The sequence below is a fragment of the Natrialba hulunbeirensis JCM 10989 genome, from assembly GCF_000337575.1.
Classification (GTDB): Archaea; Halobacteriota; Halobacteria; order Halobacteriales; family Natrialbaceae; genus Natrialba; species Natrialba hulunbeirensis.
On record NZ_AOIM01000035.1, the window covers coordinates 1 to 19924 of the forward strand.

The 19924-nt window shown below is 62.5% G+C and carries 17 protein-coding genes; 6 read left to right on the top strand and 11 right to left on the bottom strand.

The window, feature by feature from the left end; genetic code table 11:
- Window positions 1-125: 125 nt before the first annotated feature.
- The 5 genes from C483_RS11305 to C483_RS11325 form a co-directional block, all read right to left on the bottom strand.
- Window positions 126-587, bottom strand: a complete 462-nt coding sequence (locus C483_RS11305; RefSeq protein WP_006653492.1) for a HalOD1 output domain-containing protein — start codon at window positions 585-587, stop codon at window positions 126-128.
- Window positions 588-789: 202 nt separating this feature from the next.
- A complete protein-coding gene (locus C483_RS11310) occupies window positions 790-1533 on the bottom strand; it encodes a DNA polymerase sliding clamp (RefSeq protein WP_006653493.1) in 744 nt (247 codons plus the stop codon).
- A 164-nt stretch (window positions 1534-1697) separates the two neighbouring features.
- Window positions 1698-3134 (bottom strand): receiver/sensor box histidine kinase, encoded by a 1437-nt coding sequence (locus tag C483_RS11315; protein WP_006653494.1) that lies wholly within the window; start codon window positions 3132-3134, stop codon window positions 1698-1700.
- A gap of 80 nt (window positions 3135-3214) precedes the next feature.
- Window positions 3215-4450 (bottom strand): ATP-binding response regulator, encoded by a 1236-nt coding sequence (locus C483_RS11320; RefSeq protein WP_006653495.1) that lies wholly within the window; start codon window positions 4448-4450, stop codon window positions 3215-3217.
- Complete coding sequence (locus C483_RS11325) at window positions 4447-5460, bottom strand: winged helix-turn-helix transcriptional regulator (protein WP_006653496.1); 1014 nt, start codon at window positions 5458-5460, stop codon at window positions 4447-4449. The genes C483_RS11320 and C483_RS11325 overlap by 4 nt, the downstream gene beginning before the upstream one ends.
- 232 nt (window positions 5461-5692) lie before the next feature.
- Between C483_RS11325 and C483_RS11330 the strand changes: the two genes are divergently transcribed.
- The 4 genes from C483_RS11330 (at window position 5693) to C483_RS11345 (ending at window position 10879) form a co-directional block, all read left to right on the top strand.
- Window positions 5693-7123, top strand: coding sequence for a DUF2334 domain-containing protein (locus C483_RS11330; RefSeq protein WP_006653497.1), 1431 nt, complete (start codon window positions 5693-5695; stop codon window positions 7121-7123).
- Window positions 7120-8769, top strand: a complete 1650-nt coding sequence (locus C483_RS11335; protein WP_006653498.1) for a glycosyltransferase — start codon at window positions 7120-7122, stop codon at window positions 8767-8769. Before C483_RS11330 ends, C483_RS11335 begins: the two co-directional genes overlap by 4 nt.
- Before the next feature lie 179 nt (window positions 8770-8948).
- A complete protein-coding gene (locus tag C483_RS11340) occupies window positions 8949-9971 on the top strand; it encodes a hypothetical protein (RefSeq protein WP_006653499.1) in 1023 nt (340 codons plus the stop codon).
- Between the two features lie 89 nt (window positions 9972-10060).
- Window positions 10061-10879: a 23S rRNA (uridine(2552)-2'-O)-methyltransferase gene (locus C483_RS11345; protein WP_006653500.1), complete on the top strand. Its 819-nt coding sequence runs from the start codon at window positions 10061-10063 to the stop codon at window positions 10877-10879.
- Window positions 10880-11097: 218 nt separating this feature from the next.
- Here the strand turns inward: C483_RS11345 and C483_RS11350 are convergent, their stop codons facing one another.
- Both C483_RS11350 and C483_RS11355 read right to left on the bottom strand, forming a co-directional pair.
- A complete protein-coding gene (locus C483_RS11350) occupies window positions 11098-11277 on the bottom strand; it encodes a ribbon-helix-helix domain-containing protein (RefSeq protein WP_004267407.1) in 180 nt (59 codons plus the stop codon).
- Window positions 11278-11415: 138 nt separating this feature from the next.
- Complete coding sequence (locus C483_RS11355) at window positions 11416-13794, bottom strand: twin-arginine translocase subunit TatC (protein ID WP_006653501.1); 2379 nt, start codon at window positions 13792-13794, stop codon at window positions 11416-11418.
- A gap of 175 nt (window positions 13795-13969) precedes the next feature.
- On the opposite strand from C483_RS11355, the gene tatC reads away from it, so the two are divergent.
- Window positions 13970-15031, top strand: coding sequence for a twin-arginine translocase subunit TatC (tatC, locus tag C483_RS11360; RefSeq protein WP_006653502.1), 1062 nt, complete (start codon window positions 13970-13972; stop codon window positions 15029-15031).
- 779 nt (window positions 15032-15810) lie between these two features.
- On the opposite strand, the gene C483_RS11365 is transcribed toward tatC, so the two are convergent.
- The 4 genes from C483_RS11365 to C483_RS11380 all read right to left on the bottom strand — a co-directional run bounded on the left by C483_RS11365 (window position 15811) and on the right by C483_RS11380 (window position 19130).
- On the bottom strand, window positions 15811-16212 hold the full coding sequence (locus C483_RS11365) for a hypothetical protein (RefSeq protein ID WP_006653503.1): 402 nt from the start codon (window positions 16210-16212) through the stop codon (window positions 15811-15813).
- A 165-nt stretch (window positions 16213-16377) separates the two neighbouring features.
- A complete protein-coding gene (locus C483_RS11370) occupies window positions 16378-16737 on the bottom strand; it encodes a hypothetical protein (RefSeq protein WP_006653504.1) in 360 nt (119 codons plus the stop codon).
- A gap of 182 nt (window positions 16738-16919) precedes the next feature.
- A complete protein-coding gene (larE, locus tag C483_RS11375) occupies window positions 16920-17759 on the bottom strand; it encodes an ATP-dependent sacrificial sulfur transferase LarE (protein WP_006653505.1) in 840 nt (279 codons plus the stop codon).
- Window positions 17760-17846: 87 nt separating this feature from the next.
- Window positions 17847-19130, bottom strand: a complete 1284-nt coding sequence (locus tag C483_RS11380) for an MFS transporter (RefSeq protein ID WP_006653506.1) — start codon at window positions 19128-19130, stop codon at window positions 17847-17849.
- A 140-nt stretch (window positions 19131-19270) separates the two neighbouring features.
- On the opposite strand from C483_RS11380, the gene C483_RS11385 reads away from it, so the two are divergent.
- Entirely contained in the window at window positions 19271-19885 is a 615-nt protein-coding gene (locus tag C483_RS11385; protein WP_006653507.1) for a hypothetical protein, read from the top strand.
- Window positions 19886-19924: the final 39 nt, after the last annotated feature.

Below are 19924 nucleotides of genomic sequence, written 5' to 3' on the forward strand. Positions count from 1 at the left end.
GACGATGCGTTCGCTGCTGCGGAGAATCCTCGAGTCGCCCACTCGAGTTAGCTCAGCTCTGTCCGGTCGACGGTGGCGCTTGAACCGATTCGTACGGTGTGTCTGTGCTGGAAGCGAGTGTTATCTCAGGCGGTTGCTGTATCGGTTTCATCGGTATCGGTGTCAGTGCTGGTTGCGCTCCCAGTTGCACTCCGCACCGTGAGCGTTCCGGTACTGTGCAGTCCGACATCGAACTCTGCGTAGGTGAACCAGACCTCCTGCTCACCAGCATCCGCTTTCGTCGCCGCGTGTTCGAACACCCGATCCAGCGCGTCCGGGTCGATAATGTGGGCCAGTGCTGGCAGTTCAGCCGGACGGGTGTCCGTGAGCGCGGCGATCGTGACGACGACGCGCTCGCTTGCGCTGTCTGTTATCGGGTCAAAATTGGTGGTGTACTCGAGTGGGTTTGAGTTTGGGTTCGAGTCAGCGTCTGAGTGTGGTTCTGATTGGACATCTGTCTCCGCTCCCGAGTGGGTTCGCTGGTCCGGTTCATCCGCTGATTCCTGGTCCTCGAGATCACCGTCGCACGTATCGTCGCTGGAGGGCATGGTCGTATCCCTCCCACCAGTACTGGACAGGTAACGACTGTCCTGTCTCTGTGCAGCCTTTATGTCAGGTCTGGTGGACTGTCAACGGTAGATCACGGTCACCGAACGAAGACAGCAGTGATCGGTGCTGGTCCGGCAGAAAAACAGTGTCAACTGCGATCACCCGCTCCTCTCTTCGAGACCGCCCGCGAAAACTCCGGACTCAGTCGCTCTGGATACGCGGTGCGAGCATGTAGGTCACCTGGCCCTGCCCTTCCGCGAAGCCGAAGTAGATCTTGACCGGGAACTCCTCGCCGAGGTGCAGCGTGACCTCGGTGTTCGAGGGGATCGCCTTGTTCATATCCTTCAGGTAGTCCAGGCTGAACAGCGAGTGGGCGGGACCGGCCTGCAGGTCGATCAGGTCCGCCTCGGTAAGTTCGAGGTGGACGTCGTCGGTGTCACCCTCCGCATCGACGTAGAACGACTCGTCGCCGTCGTCGACACCCAGCGCGATGTGGTCGGAAACCATGTCTGCCGCCGTAACCGAGCGGTTGACGTCCTTCCCTTCGAGAACGACCTCCGCCGGCAGGTCGAGTTCCGGAATGTCTGGTTCCTGGCGAATGCTGTCCGGATCGATGAGCGCGAGGGTGTACTCGAGTCCGTCGATCTGGATGTGGAGTTTGCGGGTCTCTTCGTCGAGTTCGAACTGGATGAGCTGGCCGGATTCGGCCATGCCCGCGATGTCTTCGAGTCGGGAGAGGTCGACGCCGATCAGCCCGCCGTCGGCCTCGTAGGATTCGAAGGCGGCCGCGTCGAGCGAGAGGTCGACCATCCCGACGTTTGCGGGGTCGACGGCTCGAATTTCGAGTCCGTCTTCCTCCAGGTGGATCTTACACTCGTCGACCAGCACGCTGATCGAGTCGAGCGCGCTGGTGAGCGTTTCCGCGCTCACGATGGCCTTAAACATATGAATCGGGCTACGGACGGTTGGCATAAAAAGGCACCCTTTCGGACGAGAACCGTGCCGGAAGTGGTGGTTGTCACGTGGGCAGTGGGTACGCTCACGTCGCCAACGGTTCACATCACGCCGGCAGTGATGGATATCACGCTGACTGCGGTCTGCTGGCGGCGTCAGTCGTCGGCGATTTGCACGTTCGTGATCTCGAAGCGAGCACCTCCCTCGTCGCTCTCGGTTACAGCTACGTTCCAGCCGTGGGCGTCGGCGATGTCCTGGACGATCCGAAGGCCGAGTCCAGTTCCGTCGGGGTTGGTTGTGTAGCCCGATTCGAAGATCACTTCGCGTTTGTCTGGCGGAATACCTGGACCGTCGTCTGCAACGAAGAACCCGTCCTCGAGTAATCCAACTGTGATCGTCACCGTCTCTGTTCCGTCGTCCTCGTGAATGCCGTGCTCGAGACTGTTTCCGAGGAGGTTCTCGAACAACTGTACGAGACGATTCTGGTCCGCCTGAACCTGCACGTCGTCCGGTATCTGGATGTCGAGGCTCGCTGTCACATGAGGCGGCGGATTCCAGGCATATTCAACGGCTTCCGCGATCGAGACAGCACTGCTGTCGTCGATGACGTTGCCGGCTCGAGCGAGCACCAGTAGGTCGTCGATGAGGGTCTCCATTCGCTGGTGTGCGGTTGCTACGTCGTCGAGAAACGGGACATCGTCGGCTTCTGCCCGGGCCAGTTCGAGATAGCCCGTTGCGGCGGCAAGCGGTCCGCGGAGGTCGTGTGAGACAGTTCCTGTAAACTCCTTGAGCCGCTCGTTCTGTCGACTCAGCCGTTGCTCGGCGAGCTTCCGGCGGGTTGTCTCGTGCTGAAAGCCGACAAAGTACGGCGTTTCGCTGCCGTCGATCGGAGCGATCGTCACCTCGTTCCAGAACATCGTCCCGTCGCGCCGGTAGTTTCGAACTTCCGCCGTTATCGACTCTCGCGCCTCGATCGCCGCACGCATTCGGTCGACTGGCTCCTGTTCGGTTCGTTCTCCCTGTAGCAATCGGCAGTTCTGACCGAGCACCTCCGCGGCGGGATAGCCGGTCAGGTCGTAGAATTTTTCGTTGGCGTAGACGATCGGATTATCGGGGAGACTCGAGTCGGTTAGTACGATACCGACCGGTGCTTCGTCCATCGCCGCGTTCTTGCGCTGGAGTTCCTCGAATGTCCGGTAGCGCTCGACTGCCGTTGTAATTCGTGATGCGAGCAGGTCGTACTGTGCCATCCCGCGTTCTTTCCGAAGATAATCAGTTATACCGCGCCGAATCGCCTCGCTTGCAATCTCCTCCGAACCAGCGCCGGTGAACAGAATCACCGGTATCGTTGCGTCTTCCTCTCGAATCGCATCGTGCAGTTCGAGCCCCGACAGCCCTGGCATCTCGTAGTCACAGACGACACAGTCGTACTCTCGCGTTCGAAACCGCTCGAGCGCTACTTTCGGGTCCGTTTCCGTCTCGACGACGATGGCGTCCTCGAGTCGCTCGAGTACGGTCTCCGTGAGTCCGAGAATAACGCTATCGTCGTCGACACAGAGCACACGAATCTCGTCGTCTGCTGCCGCCGTCATACCGATCCTACGTGGTCGAGGGGCTTCAAGCTTCGAGCGCTGCTCTCGAGTCGAGACATCGATACACTGAGCCACCCCACTCACTCAGCAGCGTTCAATTCAATGCATAGGACGGGCTCTCCGTCGCCATCAGCCGGGTGGACAACCCCCACCTCGCCACCGTAGCGGTCGAGAAACGTCTGCACGAGCACCGACTCGATGTCGTTCCCCTCGCGTAGCTCGTCGACCGTCGCTTCGAGTACCGGCTTCTCGAGTGTCGGGGCGACGAGATCGAACCCGGCGCTGATCCCGTCCCCACCCCACCCGTCGGTATTGGTGATGCGTCGGCCGCTTTCGGTGTCCGTGCGTTCGGACTCCGGCTCCGGTCCTGACTCCGACTCGACGCACCGCTCCATCTCCTGCTCCGTTCGGAACGGCCGCAAAACGATCCGCTGCTGTGAGACATTACTGTACTCGACGAGCGTATACACGACCGCCCTGACAACAATTCCGAGAAACCGGTCTGCTTGCACCCGAACGTCCTCCTCCGATGTCGGATCGCACTCGAACGTCACGTCGCCGTAGCGCGTTTCGAGCCGATCGATCGCTATCTCGAGTACCGGCTCCAGCGCGACGGACTCGAGTACCGGGTTCGGCGTCTCGATCGCCTGCACCAGTGCGCCGATCGAGTCGGTGAGGTCGACGATGTGCTCTCCCGCGTCGACGATCCGTGAGACGGTCCGCTGCGTGTCGGGATCGCTCGGTGAGAGTTCCGCCGCCCAGCCCAGGATCACCGCGGCATCGTCGCGATACTCGTGGCGGACGTGCCAGTGGAGCAGCGCTAACTCTCGGCGCTGGCGTTCGATTTCGGCCAGCCGGCGCTGGCGCTCGATGGCGTATCTCACGGCCTGTCCGAGCAGCCGCGGTGTTACGTGCTCTTTCATCAGATAGTCCTGTGCGCCGCGCTCGACCGCCCGCTGACCGAGTTCGGTGTCGTCCATCGCAGTCAGAACGACGACCGGTATTTCGTGAGTGTCCTCGAGTACCGAGGTCAACGTGTCGAGACGACTCGAATCGGGGAGGTTCAGATCGAGGAGGATGAGGTCGAACGGACAGGTAGTCGTCTCGGCTGTGGTCGTGTCGTCCGTCTCGGGCGTGCCGATCGCGCTTCGAGCCTCCGCCAGCGTTTCGACGTGCTCGACGGAGGCCGACTCGAGTGGTGTGTCCTCCAGTTTCGAGAGGTGCTGGAGCATCGTCCGATACAGCCGTGCCTGCAGGTCGTCGTCCTCAACGAGGAGGATCGATTGGCCGCCGGCGAGTGCGCTCGGTGCTGTCATTCGTTTTCATCACCGTCTCTGCCGTCGTGTGTGCTGGTGTCGTCAGTCGAATCGTCGACCGCGTGGGTTCGGTTCTGGTTGTGGTCGTGGTCGTGGTCGTAGTCGTGATCTTGCCCGTGGCGCTGTGCGTAACTCACACCTGCCGACTCCGGGTCCGCTGTCGATCGCAGTCGCCGCCAGGGCTCTCTCGTCTCGGCAGCCGCCGCTCGGTCCTGCTCGAGTGTCGCCAGTTCGTCCGCTACCTGCTGGTAGGACTCCGCCGTCGGTGCCGTCGGTCCGAGGTGGCGCTCGACGAACGCCAGTCGGTGGCGACGCGCACGAATGTCTCGCCCAATCGCCGACTCCGCTCTGAGCCGCGTCAATCGCCTAACGGCGTCGCGAAGGGTCGTTTTCGAGAGCGGATCGCGGACCAACACGTCTGCCGGAATCGACACATCGTCGGGTGACACGTCTCCTGACGTCACGATCGCAACCGGTGTTCGCTGGCCGGCCGTCTCGAGTGCGGCTGCGATTGCGGTACCGTCGAGTGTCGGCAGACCGCGAGCGAGCACTGCTACATCGATGCTCTCGTCGAGCAAGCGGAGCGCCTCCTTGCCGTCTGCGGCCGTTGCCACGTCGTAGTCGGTTTGCAACCACAGTGCGTACAGCTCTCGGAGCCGCGGATCGTCTTCGGCGAGCAGGACCGTCGGCACGCCGCGCTCGGTTGCGTACGTCGCGTCCCAGTCTGCGAGCGATTCGAGGAGTCCGTACAGTTCACGCCCGGCACCGGTCAGTTCGTACTCGACGCGGCGGGGCTGTTCTTGCAGGACGTCACGTGAGACGACGCCGTGGTCGCGTAGTTCCTCCAGGTTCTCCGACAGCACCTTTCCCGAGATGTTCGGGAGTTCGCGCTTCAGATCCCCGAATCCGAGTCGACCGTTGGTCGCGAGGGCGACGATCAGCCGGGGTTTCCACTTGGTGCCGAGGATCGCCAGTGCGGTCGACTCCGCTGGGGTCGGTGGAGTGCTCATGGGTCGTCAGTGTGGGTCGCGGTCGTGAGTTCGTGAGTGAGTGTTCGTCTGTGGGCCATCGTTCGTGGCCATCTCTGCGGGCCAGGCTGTCGATCAGTGGTTGCTGTCCTCGCCAGCGATGATAAATAGCGGGTCCGTACGGAACGGAAAACTGGTGTTACCTCGAGGTAACCGACCGAGACTACGTACAGGTCGCTGACAGTACTGCCTGTCTCAGCTCTCTCCTTCGTGTATGAGTTCACTGCCGTCCACCTGTCCGATCTGTCGGTCACGCACGCTCACCGCAGAACACATCGACGAACACGACTGCGGCCACGTCGCGCCGGAAGACGACTTTGCGGACGGCTGTGAGAAGTGCAATCAACAGGTGTCGGCAGACGAGCTCACGCGACTCCAGACAGTCGGCCGGTGTCTCGAGTGCGATTCGCTGGCAACCGACGATTTCGACCTCAATCTGGATGTCGCGCCACCGCTTCCGACGGTGACGTTTCCGACGCTCCCCTCAAGAGAGGACAACCTGAGCTGGCTGCCGGCGCGCTACGTGCCCGAGTCGCGGCTGGCCCGGCAACTACTGAGTTCGGCGCTCGTCGTGATGGTGCTCCTGGCCGGCATTACGGGGGCGATATCGGTGATGCCGATGCTCGAGAGCGAGCCGGCGACGGTTGCAGCGGGCGAACCGGAGTGGGAGGAGTACGACTCCATCGTGCTGTTCAGAAACGACGACGTGCAGGCCTGGTACAATCAGGACGAGCTTCGGGACGTGAATCAGGTGTTCATCGACGAGGAGGTGCCGGTGACGCTTGGGATTATCCCGGATACGAACGGTGAAGCTCCGCTGACCGACGATCCCGAGCTCTGTACGTACCTGCAGTCCCTCGAGACGGAGTATCCCGGCCAGTTCGAGATGGCGCTGCACGGTTTCACTCACGAGCCGCTAACGGAGTTCTACGGTTCGAGCGAGTTCGGCGACCTTCCAGCGGACGAGCAACGCGAGCGACTGGAAGCCGGCGAGGAACTGCTCGACGAGTGTGTCCACTCGCCGTCCTCGACGTTCATCCCGCCGATGAACACCTACGACGAGACGACGGTGTCGGTCCTCGAGGAGGCGAACTACACCACCGTCTCTGGCGGCTCGTGGTTCACTGATGCGTACTACGATGGGAACGAGAGCACCTTCGAAGACGGTGGCCTCGTCCACGTCCCCGAAACCCGAGCGTTCGAAAACTGGACTGCCTACGAAGAACAGCTTCTTGAGGAAGATGAGGCGGACAGCGACGAATCCAACGAATCCGACGACACCGCCGTCCCGTTCGAGGACCTCGAGACGCTCACCGACTCCTTCGACGAGGCCCACGCGGCCAACGACGTTCACGTCGTGATGTTCCACTACCAGTACTTCACGACCGACGAACGCGTCGAGCAACTCGAGTTACTCGTCCAGCACATGAAAGACGAGAACACGGGCTTTCTGACCATCGAGCAGTTCGCGCTCGGAGTCGAGATGGGGACGGTCGAGCAGACGGACGACGGCTGGCGTGTCCTTGAGCCGGCTCACGTCGCGATTGCGGCGGAGCAAGCCGAGGCGGCCGCTGCGGACCGAGATAACGGGGACGGAGAAGCCGAACAGGCGCTTGCCGATATACAACAGTGGGTGGGCCGATGAACCCCATCATGATCGCGCCGGTCGTCGTCGGCCGCGACCGCGCACAGTTTGCGATTCGGCGGCTCCAGTCGGTCAAGTGGCGCTCGGTCGCGCTGTTTCTCTCCGCACTGGTGCCGTTCTGGCTCCTGGTCGATGTGATGGCTCCACAGACGCTGTACGCCATCGCGCTCCTCGGCCTCCTGTTACTGGTCTACCTCGGCTGGTCGTACTACGTCGTCGAACGCGCCCCACGATTCCGAGCTGTCTTCGGAACGCGAGGGCTGGCAGTCGCTGTCACCTGCTACATCGGACTCATCATCTGGCTCGGCTGGCTCAGGCCGTCGCTGCTCGCGCTCGTCCACCTCGGCGCCGTCGTGTTGATCTTCGTCTACTACTGGTTCATCGCGTTCATCGCGTTCTTCCACGATCAGGTCGGCCGCTCGAAGTACGCCCCGAAACCGCCCTACCCACAGCTCACCGTCCTCATCCCGGCCTACAACGAGGAGGGCTACGTCAGCCGAACGATCCAATCCCTGCTCGACGCCGACTACCCCGAAGACGCACTCGAGATCGTCGCAGTCGACGACGGCAGTACCGACAGCACCTTCGCCGAGGCGAGTGCCTTCGCCGCCGCGAGCGAGCGAGTCTCGGTCGTCAGCAAGGCAAACGGTGGCAAGTACTCCGCGCTGAACTACGGCCTCCTGTTTGCCTCCGGCGCCATTATCGTCACCGTCGACGCCGACAGCATCGTCGACCCAGACGCCCTGAAACACATCGTCGCCCCGTTCGCCGCCGACGAGGACATCGGTGCTGTTGCGAGCAACGTCACTATCTGGAACCGCGACTCGCTCGTCACTCGCTGCCAACAACTCGAGTACACCATCGGTGTGAACATCTACCGGCGCGCGCTCGATTACTTCGGCATCGTGATGGTCGTCCCCGGCTGTCTGGGTGCGTACCGCCGCGAGGTGCTCTCGGAGGTGTTCGCCTACGATCCGGACACGCTCACGGAGGATTTCGACGTGACGATGAAGGTGCTTCGGGCTGGTTACCGCGTCTCCGTGAGCGACGCACGCGTCTACACGGAAGCGCCGGCGACCTGGCACGACCTCTACCGTCAGCGCCTGCGCTGGTACCGCGGCAACTACATGACGATCATCAAGCACTGGTCGGTCGTGACGGACTCGTCGTACGGCTACTTGAACCGGATCGCACTCCCGTTCCGGCTGGTCGAGATGTTCTTCCTGCCGTTTGCGAGTTTCGTCGTGCTGGCGTACATCGCCTGGCTAATCGCTGCCGGTCACGTGCTCACCGTGTTCGCGGTGTTTGTTTTCTTCACGAGCATCGTCTTCCTGATTGCGGCGCTCGGCATTCAGATCGAGGGCGAAGACTGGCGGCTGCTCGTCTACGCGCCGCTGCTCGTCGTCGGCTACAAGCAGTTCCACGACGCGCTCAACGTCAAGTGTCTACTCGACGTGCTCACGGCCCCAGAACTCGGCTGGACGCGCGCAGCCCGTATCGAGCAGGTCGTGAGCGGGCGGCCCGACGTCGGTGTGATTCCAGAGCCGGAGGCAGGGGAAACGATAGGGGCAGAGACAGAGACAAAGACAAAGAACGAGACCAATCCCGGCACGGACCCGGACGCACACAACCACGGCGGAGACTGACCCCTGAGATGGGACTGGACTCGAGTACCGTGCTCGAACTGTCTTTCCTTTTTGCCTTTCTGCCTTCTTTCCTTCCTTTCCCTCCCACTCACCTTCTCCTCATCCCCTCACCAGACACCCCGAAGGTCCCGTGCTGTGCAGGCACGATACCCTTCCCGTCACTCCCACTACGCCCGGTTATGAGTCCCACTTTCACGGACGACGATGTCGGAAAGGCCGTCGAGAGCGCGGACGGCAAGCCACTTGGCATCGTGGTCTCCGTCGAGCCGGAAACCGCGTACGTCGACGCGGATCCGGAAACTACCGACTCGATCAAGGCCGTCCTCGGCTGGGGAAGCGAGTCGGAGGGTGCGGTGCCGGTGACGGACGACGCGGTCGAGCAGGTGACGGAGGATGCGATCCGACTGGGTCCCGCTGTCCCGGAGGAGAGCATCACGAGCGACGAGTCCCGAGACGCCGGCCAGACCACTGAGCGGCGAGCGGACCGGCAGGCAGCGACGGGCGCTGAGCGCGGTGACGACGAGTACACGCCCGGCGAACCGGTTTCCGGCGACACTACCGAATCAGAAACCGGAATCGACGGCACCGAGGAAGGTCCCGGTACGACGGCGGGCGATACCTCGGAGCCGATGATCGGTGACGAACACTACGACGGTCTGGCGGACGAACCACGCGTGGATCCGGACGAGCAACTGGAGGCGGAACCGGACGGGAGTGAGACAGAACCGACAGAGCGGGGAGAGACTGACGCTTCCGAACGTCCCACTGACGAATCACACCCCGACGAACTGGACGCCGTCGAGGAAGAGGCGAGCCGCGGACTCGAGGTCGACCCCACCGAACTGACTGACCACGATGCAGGTGCCGAGATCGAGCCCAGCGAAGATATAGGCCAGCGAACGGACGCCGAAGTCGAACCCGAAATGGACCTCGAAGAGCGCTCAGATGCCGATGTCGCGCCCGGTCATATGGACGAAGGCCGCCGTGACGACGCCGAGGTAGATCCGGAGCGAATCGATTCCGAAGTCGGTGAGGGGGCTGGCGTCGACGACGACGCAGGGCTGGACGACCGAGACCGATCCGAAGACACCACCGCTGAACGGACAGACCCTTCCTCCGACCGTTCTGACCGCTCTGATCGCTCTGATCGCTCTGACGAAGACGGGGACAGAGACAGCGACGACAACGCTTCCGCACAATAACCTCACACCGCCGCCACATCCCGACTCAAAGCCGAAAGTCGCGACACCTATCCGTCTTCACCCGCTAGTACGACCAACTGAGTACCCGTATGGCACGAAAGGACCACTACTACAACAAAGCAAAGCAGGAAGGCTACCGCAGCCGGGCAGCCTACAAGCTCAAACAGCTCGACCAACTCGAGAACGTCATCTCCGGCGGCGACACCGTCGTCGACCTCGGTGCCGCCCCCGGCGGCTGGCTCGAGGTCGCCGCCGAAGCCGTCGGCCCCCAGGGCCAGGTGATCGGCGTCGACCTCCAGCGCATCCGAGATTTCGACGACCACGACACCATCGAAACCCTGCGCGGGGACATGACTGAGGAACGAACCCGCGAGCGCGTTATCGAGGCTGCGGGCGGCGACGACTCAGCACAAACTGGCACCGCTACTGGAACCGGCGGCCCCGTCGACGTCGTCATCTCGGACATGGCACCCAACATGTCCGGCGAATACTCCCTCGACCAGGCCCGCTCGCTCCACCTCGCGCGACAGGCGTTCGAGACTGCACTCGAGTTACTCGACACGGACGGCGACTTCATCGTCAAGGTGTTCGAGGGGCCGGATGTCGACGACTTCCGTGCGGATGTCGAGGAGGAGTTCCAGTATGTGCGCGCAACGAGTCCGAAGGCGTCGCGCGATGAGTCCTCGGAGATCTACTTCATCGGGAAAGGACGACTCACCTCGCCGGTGAGCTCGGGAGACGAACTCGAGGTGGAGATCGTCGACACGGGGACGGAGGGCGACGGAATCGCCTCGGTCGAGGGCTATCGGCTGTTCGTGCCGGGAACTGCGGAGGGTGATGTTGTGACGGTTCGTGTCGGTGACGTGAAGCCAAACTTCGGGTTCGCAGAGCGGATCGACGAGGAGTAGGGTCGGTTTTCGTCTGTCATTTTGTGTCTTTGTGTCTGGCTGTTTTCGTCTCTCGTCTCTCGTCTTCTGCCTCCCGCCTTCGGTCTCTTTTCTTCCAGCGTTCGATCTCGTTTTTGCCGGTGTTCTGCTGTCGCGCTGCCCGCTGTCGTTTCTGCTGTCGCGCTGGCCGTTACGTCTACGTGACCGGCTCGCGACCCGCTGTGTCCCCTTCGGCTTCCTCACTCCTCGTCGGTGTCGAGTCGGTCGTGTCGGTCGTCGATTTCGTCGAGGAGATCGAGCGTTTTCCGGATCGAGGCGCGGATCGCATCGCTTCGGTTGACGAACTTGCCGTCGTCGCCGACGTGGCCGTCTAGGTCGTCGAGCAGTTCCTGTGGGATTTCCACGCTGATTTTGGGCATCAGTCTAGCAGCCCGTTTCGTAGCCTCCTCCCTTAAGTCGTCGGACAGCGGTGCCGTAGCTGGTTGCTGTCGACGTTGCTGTAAGGATCGGTCTGGGGCGTATCGGTGTTGCTGTGAGAACAGCCTGGAAGTGCCGACCTACGTCGTCGCCTCGCCCTCCGGCTCCGGACCGGCCTCGTCACCACCGCGGCCGCCACCGCCGAAGAGGCGGCCACCGCCGGTGAGCAGGTACAACACACCGAGTCCCAGCATGTAGGTCAGTGCGATCGGAATCGCGAACAGGAGCATCGTCAGGATCCCCTTCGGGCTGGCGATGGCCGCGATGGCGAAGATACCGACCACGACCGGCCGCCAGCGTTTGAGCATCGTCCGGTAGCTGATGATGCCGCCGACGTGGAACAGCGCCATCGTGACGACGATGTTGAACAGGAAGCCGATACCGATGGTCGTGAAGATCACCAGCCAGAAGAAGCTGCTGATCCGGTAGGAGACGACCATTCCGTTGGTGATCGCGTCGGAGACGAGATAGGAGATGACAGCGGGTGCGACCCAGAAGAATCCGAGGTAGGTCCCGAACGCGAAGCCGCCAAGCAGTGAGCCGCCCCAGACGACGAAGACGCGCCGGTCACCGCGGACCAGTCCGCGCTCTTTCATCGCCGGCCAGCCGTAGTACAGCACCATCGGAAGGATGGCGACGATGGCTGCGAGCACACTCACCTTCACCTCGAAGATCAGCACTTCGACCGGGTGGAGCGCGATGACGATGTCCATCTCCATGATGAGTTCGTCGAGGGTCATCCCGGCCGGATCGACATCGTTGCGGACGGCGACCTCGTGGAGGATGTGCTCTGGAACGCGGTCGAGGAACATCGTAAGGATCCAGCCGAGTCCGCCCTGGTAGAGCCAGAAGAACGTCCCGCCCATGACGACCATGAAGACGGCCACGATGCGGAACATCTTCGACGTGAGGCTGTTGAGGATGAACGCGATGTCGTAGGCGTAGCCGCCGATGTCGTCCTCGTCCGTTTCTTCCTCGGTGAACGGATCGAGCATGCCGGCGGCCGTACTCGCGAAGAGACCGCCTTCCTCCTCGTCCTCGTCCTCGTCGGCGTCGGCCTGGCTCAGTCCCTCTCCCTGGATATCGGCACCGTCTTCGCCTTCTTCGGACTCGGACCCAGACTCGGCCTCAGCCTCTGCCTGCTGCTCGTGCAGTGTATCGAACCGATCCAGAATCGCCTGTGCCTTCTCCCGGTCGTCGTCGTACATCGCCTTCCGAGCCGTCTCCATCGCCCGATCCTCGTCCATCTTGAGGAACACCGTCGCCGGCACCTCCTCGATGTCTTCGGGCATGAGCATCTCGAAATCGACATCGTCGGGATCGCTCGCCGACCGAATGTCACCCTCACGCGGGTACACCGGCGCCTGCAGTACCTTGATCGTATAGAGGAACAGGACGGCCACTCCCAGCCCGAGGGCGACCGCGAGTCCCACCGCGACATCACCCAGGAGGCCGTACTCGAGTGCAACCGACTCGAGTCCGAGCGGGCCGTCGGGGCCGGGGTGGGCCCACTCAGGGAGCGATGGGTAGATCGCTTGCTCGAGGTAGTCGAAGGCACCCTGATTAACGGCTGCGGCGATGGCGGCCGCAGCGACGACTAATACGCCGACGAACTGGATCACGAGCCGTTTGAGGTGGTCGGTTCCGGTGCCGTCGGTTTCGGCTGCGCCGCGTCGGCGGATGTTCGAGACGACTTTGGCGAGGCCGAGGCTGAAGATGTAGAGTGCGACCATCGGCATCGCCCACATGATGAGCGTGAACGGGTCCGGTGGGGAGAACAGCGCACCGAAGACGGTGACGCCGACGATGGCGTGGCGCCACTTGTCCCGGAACGTCTCGTAGGGGACGATCTCGGTGTACGAAAGGACGCCCATAAAGAGCGGCAACTGAGCCGCAAGCCCGAACGAGAGCGTCAGTAGTGCCATGAACTCGGTGAATTCGGTAATTCCGAAGCTCGGCTTGACACCGGCGCTGACGGCGTTACTCGCGAGGAAGTCGAACGCGTACGGGAAGAAAATCGAGTAGGCGTAGGTGATACCGATACAGAAGAGGATGATCGACGTGAGGCCGAAGCCGGCCATGTACTTCCGTGAGATTGGGACGACGCTCTTGTAGCCGCGGCGGCGAAGCGCATCCCGGGAGAGATACAGCAGGGCGGGAATCGCGAGGAGGATCCCGACGAGCATTCCGATTTTCGCCTGTAAGAGGATCACTTCGAACGGTGTTCGTGTGATCAGGTCCGTCGAACTCGCCACGTACGGCGACATCTCAGCTTTCGCCGTCTCTTCGAGGAAGTCCCAGATGAAGACGCGCAACGCATAGAAGGAGCCGATAAAGCCGATAACGAAGACGATAAACACCTTCTGCAGATGCGTCTGCGCGCTCGAGAACATCGCGCCGAGGGTTTCGCGCCCACTGTTTATCGCGCGGGCGGTATCCTCATCGACGGCAGAACTCATTTCGTGTGCTGGGGTAACTGACATCCAGTTATCAACCTTTCGAGTCAGGGACCCCCTGATCACGGAAGTGTCCGTGAGACGGCCCGACTTCTCGACCGGTCACCCGGCTTGTCACTCTCTCCCGGTGCTCGTAAGAAAAAGGCCTATAACTGGCGGCCTATCTATATCTCGATAGATGTCGGACGAGTCGGCGGACACGGGGGAGACTGTGGACCCCGATGAGGACCCTGCGAACGGAGACGAGGAGCCGTCGCCATCGTCTGGGTCGGAGGCGCCGGAGACGACAGCGGATACGTTAGCGGACTCAGAGGCAGAGGTAGAAGCAGAAGCAGAAACAGAAACAGAAACAGACGCGGACGCTGACGCTGCTACTGACACTGACGCTGACGCCGACGCCGACCACCCAGTCGAAACCGACGGCGAAGGCGTTGTCGGCGGCCACGAACCTGGCTCGGAGTCAGACGAGCCGTCGTACCCCGACCCTGACGAGGACGTCGGCGGTATTTCGACACCGCCGGACGACCAGGAGATGCCCCTCGCAGACCACATCGAGGAGATGATCCTCCGGGTTGCGGTCGTCTTGCTCTTTGCGTCGGCCGGGACGGCGATCGGACTGCTCGGTGCCTCACAGGCAATCGAGTACATCTGGTTCAACGTCTTCCCGTACGAGATCGAGAACGTCCCACCGCCACACGTCTACCACCCGCTGGAGCTGTGGCTGACCCGAATCAAGGTCTCGGCGCTGCTCGGCATCATGGTCGGGCTGCCGGTGTTCGTCTACCAGTGCTACCGGTTCATGAAGCCGGGGCTGTACCCGCATGAGCGCAAGTACTACCTTGCAGCCGTGCCGACGAGCGTCATCCTTGCGGGGATCGGAATGCTGTTTTCCTACGTGCTCGTCCTGCCGATTCTCTTCGAGTACTTCACGTTCTACGCGGAGGGCAGTGCGGATATTGCCTACGCGCTCGGCGATACCTTCGATCTGATCATCACGCTGATCGGCTTCCTCGCCATCGTCTTCCAGATCCCGCTGTTCATCATGCTCGCAATCATGATGGGCGTGACGACTCGGCGCTGGCTCGCTGACAAGCGCCTGTACTTCTGGGCGGCCTTCTTCGGGCTGGCGTTCATGTTCACGTTCGACCCGACCGCGATGGCCCCGATCCTCGTGGGGATCACGATGATCCTGCTGTTCGAGGGCACACTGCTGATCCTGAAGTGGGTCGGCGTGGACTGACTCCGTTCGCCGTCTTGACTGCAGCCGATGTCGTGAACGATACTTCTGCGAGTGACTCTGTGTGTCCATGTGTCTGCTAGCCACTAGCCACTCTCTCGACTCTCCCGGCCCCTTGATGGGAATGCTGTGCCTGTGAGCAGGGCGTCTCCTCGAGATCGCCCACTCTCGCTCACGCGCTCGTTCCCTGTCGAATAGTCTACTCGAGTAGCCATCCGATTGCACGCACTCTTCGTGGGTTGTCCGTGCTCGACGGCGCGATTGCAGCTGCTCGATGGTGCGGTTGCAGGTGCTCTCCTGCGAGTCGTGTCGGGAGTCGTACTCGCGAGGACGTTCCTCCCACGTCTTCGCTCGCTCGCGCCGGTTCCAGCTACGGTCGGCCCTGTGGGTGAACCGTCGCTTGGACGTAGCCCTGGCATCGTTGAGCACCCGTGTTACCTTGAGGACCCGTATTGTCGTTGAGTGGCCTTCCTGCCACGAACACCGTCACCGTCGGACGAGTTCGACAGTACATACTGGCAGACGAAACGCCGAGTGCGATCCGACGCCTGCTCGCGGCGTCCGTCACGCCTCGTGAGAAAACAGCCTGGAGACGACCAGCGAACGAAACAACCTCGTTAGCGGGTTTCGTCGACGAAATCCCCGCACTCACTGCTGCTGTGAGTTGCGAGAGCGTTTGTCGACGCGCCGTGAGTACGGAGCAGAAAACAGGTGCGGTAGCCGGGTTGACCGCAATTCAATACATAACGGGGAACGGACAGCCGTCCAGCATCCGCGGCCGATCAGTCAGCCGACTGCTGGTGACCGGACTGGTGTTCAGTCTGGGACTGTGTCTGTGCCTGACCCTGTCCGCCGTCGGTGGTCGGCAGTGCGATCTGTACGACGTCCCGTGTCTGTCGGCCCAGATCGGTCGCAAAGCGCAGAATGTTTTTCATGCCCTGCTCACCAGGTGCGCGATAACACGCGATCAGCGACCACATGACCGCGACGCCGATCGAACCGGCAGCCGAGAACGTCATGCCCATCGTGCCGTAGGTGAACGCGTAGATGCCCCCGATCGTCATCGAGGGGACACTCGAGCCGAGCGGGACGCGGGCCGAGGCGTCTTTGATTGTCGGTGCGAGGAAGACGATCGAGAGAATGCTTCCAGCGAGAAAGACCAGATCTTGCCACATCATTTCCATCATCAAAACTGCTTACTCGGTAGTGAGTAAAAAGTCTCTCGGTGTCGAAAACCGCACGGAAACCGGACTCTCGCGCAAACGTGGTTGTTCGAGATCAGATAGTGACACTGGGTATTGACAGTCGTCCGATAGTGGGTGTTCGAACAACTTCGCGGTGTCCAAGGCTCAGCGATGCGACCGCGTCCGCACCGCCGCGTACTCTCGGGCTGCCTCGAGTGAGCCCGCACCGTCGTACCGTGCCGAAAAAAGCAGCATAAACCGGCGCGCGAGTTCGTCACAGCGGTCGAACGTCAATACCGTTCGCACCCGCTGGCGCTCGCTGCACTCGAGTTCCGGGTAGCTCGTGACGGTCAGTGCGTAGCCGGGCTGGTCGCTGTCATCCAGCGAGGCGGGGGCGACTTTCAGCCGCAGGTCTTTGGAGACGTGGTCGTAGAGGCGGTACTGGTGCTCTCGTTCGTGGTCGGCAGGCGTGTACGCTCGGGCGGTGTGGACGGCCCACTCGGGCGGCAGATCGGCGTCGTCCATCGAGTATGGGTACTCGATCTGTTGTGACGTTCGTGTCGCCTCGTGCAATATTGTCGGACACCGTGGCGGTTGCTGGGCCAGTAGCGTGTTCGAGGGACGAAATCACGTTATGTTTTGACCGAACGACCACTTCACACCGATCGATCCGAACGAACGAAAACCGAGAGTCCGCGGAGCGACGGTCAGTCGTCCGACTCGGTTGTAACTGTCTCGTCCGACTCCGGGCTGACGCTCCCCGTTCGGTAGCCGTGGAGATCGAGCGTGACGTGGTCGAAACCCAGGTCCGAGAGTTCGTCGCGGACGGTCTCGACGAACTCGCGCTGGAGGGCGCGCTCGAGTTCCGCGGGCGAGACTTCGATGCGGGCGAGGCCGTCGTGGTCGCGCACGCGGAACTGGTCGAACCCCCACTGACGCAACAGTGCCTCGGCCTGCTCGACGCGCGTGAGCCGTTCTTCGGTGACCTCGAGTCCGGTCGGGATGCGCGAGGAGAGACACGCCATCGAGGGTTTATCCGCCACCGAGAGCCCGTACTGGTCGGCGATCGCGCGCACCTCCGCTTTCGCGATGTCGTGTGCCAGCAGCGGCGAGTGGATCTCGAGTTCCTCGACGGCCTGCAGTCCTGGCCGATGACCCGCACCGGGGTCGTCGGCGTTGGTCCCGTCGCAGACGGTTTCGATGCCAAGGTCCCGTGCGGTCTCGATCATCTCGCCGAGGCGCATCGTTCGGCAGTGATAGCAGCGCTCGTCGTCGTTCTCGACGAACTGGTCGCTCTCGAGTTCGGAGAAGGAGACGATTTCGTGACGGATCCCGATTTCGTCGGCGACGCGCGCTGCGTCCTCGAGTTCGGCTTCGGGAAGCGTCTCGCTCTTTGCGGTGCAGGCGACGGCGTCGTCCCCGAGCGCGTCGTGGGCGAGCGCGGCGACGACACTCGAGTCGACGCCGCCGGAGAAGGCGACGAGGACGCCGTCGTGGGTGGCCAGTTCGTCGCGGGCGGCCTCGCGTTTCGCCTCGACCGTTGTCATGGCATCTCGTTCGGACTGCGCGGGCAAAAGCGCGTTGTCGTTGTCGTGTGCTGCCGGCCCCTGCGTTTCGGCCGTTGGGACCCACTCTCAATCGTCGAGCGACTCGTTGATGCCACCGCGAAGCCGCGTTGCGGGGAGCAACATGCCGGTTTCACGGTAGACGCCGCCGAGCAGGATTGCACCGGCGACCAGTGGCATGATCGCGCAGGCGGCGTACACCGGGGCGAAGCCGACGACTTCGACGATTGGAACCGAAATCAGTGGGCCGAGTCCACCGCCGACGTCGCCGAGGACGTTGTTGGTTCCGGCGGCGCGTCCCATCTCGTCGTTCGGCGTGAGGTCGGCGAGCAGCGCCATGAGCGGGCCGCTCGTCCCACCCTGACCGGCGCCGATGAAGATACACGCGAGGGTGAGTGTTTCGACCGAGTTCGCACCGGCGAGGAGGATGAAGCCGACGAACGAGACGATCAGGAAGACGAGCAGTGTCGGGATGCGTGAGTCCGTTCGGTCGCTCACGAAGCCGCCGATGAACATGAAAACGGCCGCAGCGAGCACGGTGATTGCCATGAAGATTCCCGACGAGCCCTGCGCGTTGAAGCCGAGAACGCCGATGCCGTGTTCGTCGAGAAAGAGCACGAGCGTCGCGAACAGCGCGCCGATGTAGGCGAACAGGACGGCGAAGTTGACCAGGCCGACGGTGACGGTGGTCAGGCTCGTGTCGATGTTCCACGGGGAGACAGTCTGGCGGTTCTCGCCCTCGACGTGGGTCTCTGGGACGGTCGCGTAAGCCATCGCGCTCGCGACCAGTGCGAACGCCGTGGCGACAATGAACGCGGCGTTGATGCCGGCGACCTCGCTGACGATGCCGCCGAGGACGAGTCCCGTCGGGAAGCCGAAGATGCTCCCGCCGCGAATCAGTCCCATACTGGTCCCCCGGGAACCGCCCTGGCTCACGTCGGCCGCGATGGTGTAGGCCGTCGCGAAGACGAGCGCGCTGCCGATCCCCCAGACGAGTCGGGCGAGGAGGAACCAGGCTTCGGGAAGCGGCGCGATCATCGCGATGACGTAGCCGAACGTGCCGACACTCTGGATGAGCAGGCCGGCGATGAACGGCGTTCGGGTGCCGATACGGTCGACGAGGCTCCCGGCGGGTGCGTTCGCGACGAGCCGCGAGAACCGGTTCGCACTCAGAATGAAGCCGACGAGAAACGGCGAGATTCCGAGGAGTTCACCGAGGTTCGGGAGGATCGGGAAGATAACGCCGCCGCCGAAACCAACGAAGAAGGTACTGGCGACGACGGAGCCGATAATGAGGTACCGCCGTCTCGAACTGTAGTCTGCTTGTCCGTCCGCAGTCGTCTTGTCGTCCACGCGTCCGATCTCACTGACTACTCGGTCAATTCCACGTAATGGTCTGTCGGTTCCGGCAGGCCGGGCCGAGCAGTTCCGACCTGCAGTCAAACGCGCGCCGGAGCGTTAAGAGGCCGGTCGTGGTACCACACCGAACCCCAATGTCCGTATTCGATCGGTTATCATCGCTGTCACCTCGCTCGCCGTCCCGCCCGTCACGAGCGGCGGACGCGGCCGACGCTGCGGATCAGTCTGTCCAGTCCGCCTCGCCCACCGATCGCTCGCGCACAGCCCACGTTGTCACCGCAGCAGTCCGCGGGTTGCAGGCCGGCTTCGTGGCGACGCTCATCATGACCGCGTTTCGACTCCCAATCTTGCGTTCGCTGCCACCCTCCGCGAACTTCTGGACGCAGTATGTGGCTCGCGACGACTCCGACCCTGGCGACCACCCGGTCGCGGGGCTCGTCTTGCACCTCCTCTACGGCGTGCAGGCCGGTGCCGTCTTCGGCGTCATTTTCGCGCTTCAGGACGCAGAGCGCTCGATCGAACCCGAACAGCGCGGCATCGTCTGGGGGAGCGTCTTCGGCATGGCGCTCTCGGCGTTCGGCTCGCAGTTCATGCTGAAGGAACTGCTCGACGTTCGACTCGAGAACGACGAACTCGCGCTGTTCCACGCCAGCCACCTCGTCTACGGCATCGCGCTCGGAGCCTGGGTCGGCTCGCGCACCGAAGGCGTCGAGGACCCAGAGCGGGAGTACGGTTACAACGACGAGTGAGTGGGTCTGCATCGGTTTCCCAGCTCCGTTCCCACTCCG

Coding starts and splice junctions, on each gene's coding strand:
- C483_RS11365 (WP_006653503.1), bottom strand. CDS start 16,212: ATGGAAATGATGTGGCAAGATCTGGTCTTTCTCGCTGGAAGCATTCTC.
- C483_RS11310 (WP_006653493.1), bottom strand. CDS start 1,533: ATGTTTAAGGCCATCGTGAGCGCGGAAACGCTCACCAGCGCGCTCGAC.
- C483_RS11370 (WP_006653504.1), bottom strand. CDS start 16,737: ATGGACGACGCCGATCTGCCGCCCGAGTGGGCCGTCCACACCGCCCGA.
- C483_RS11325 (WP_006653496.1), bottom strand. CDS start 5,460: ATGAGCACTCCACCGACCCCAGCGGAGTCGACCGCACTGGCGATCCTC.
- C483_RS11355 (WP_006653501.1), bottom strand. CDS start 13,794: ATGAGTTCTGCCGTCGATGAGGATACCGCCCGCGCGATAAACAGTGGG.
- C483_RS11330 (WP_006653497.1), top strand. CDS start 5,693: ATGAGTTCACTGCCGTCCACCTGTCCGATCTGTCGGTCACGCACGCTC.
- C483_RS11335 (WP_006653498.1), top strand. CDS start 7,120: ATGAACCCCATCATGATCGCGCCGGTCGTCGTCGGCCGCGACCGCGCA.
- C483_RS11350 (WP_004267407.1), bottom strand. CDS start 11,277: ATGCCCAAAATCAGCGTGGAAATCCCACAGGAACTGCTCGACGACCTA.
- tatC (WP_006653502.1), top strand. CDS start 13,970: ATGTCGGACGAGTCGGCGGACACGGGGGAGACTGTGGACCCCGATGAG.
- C483_RS11315 (WP_006653494.1), bottom strand. CDS start 3,134: ATGACGGCGGCAGCAGACGACGAGATTCGTGTGCTCTGTGTCGACGAC.
- C483_RS11345 (WP_006653500.1), top strand. CDS start 10,061: ATGGCACGAAAGGACCACTACTACAACAAAGCAAAGCAGGAAGGCTAC.
- larE (WP_006653505.1), bottom strand. CDS start 17,759: ATGACAACGGTCGAGGCGAAACGCGAGGCCGCCCGCGACGAACTGGCC.
- C483_RS11385 (WP_006653507.1), top strand. CDS start 19,271: ATGTCCGTATTCGATCGGTTATCATCGCTGTCACCTCGCTCGCCGTCC.
- C483_RS11340 (WP_006653499.1), top strand. CDS start 8,949: ATGAGTCCCACTTTCACGGACGACGATGTCGGAAAGGCCGTCGAGAGC.
- C483_RS11305 (WP_006653492.1), bottom strand. CDS start 587: ATGCCCTCCAGCGACGATACGTGCGACGGTGATCTCGAGGACCAGGAA.
- C483_RS11320 (WP_006653495.1), bottom strand. CDS start 4,450: ATGACAGCACCGAGCGCACTCGCCGGCGGCCAATCGATCCTCCTCGTT.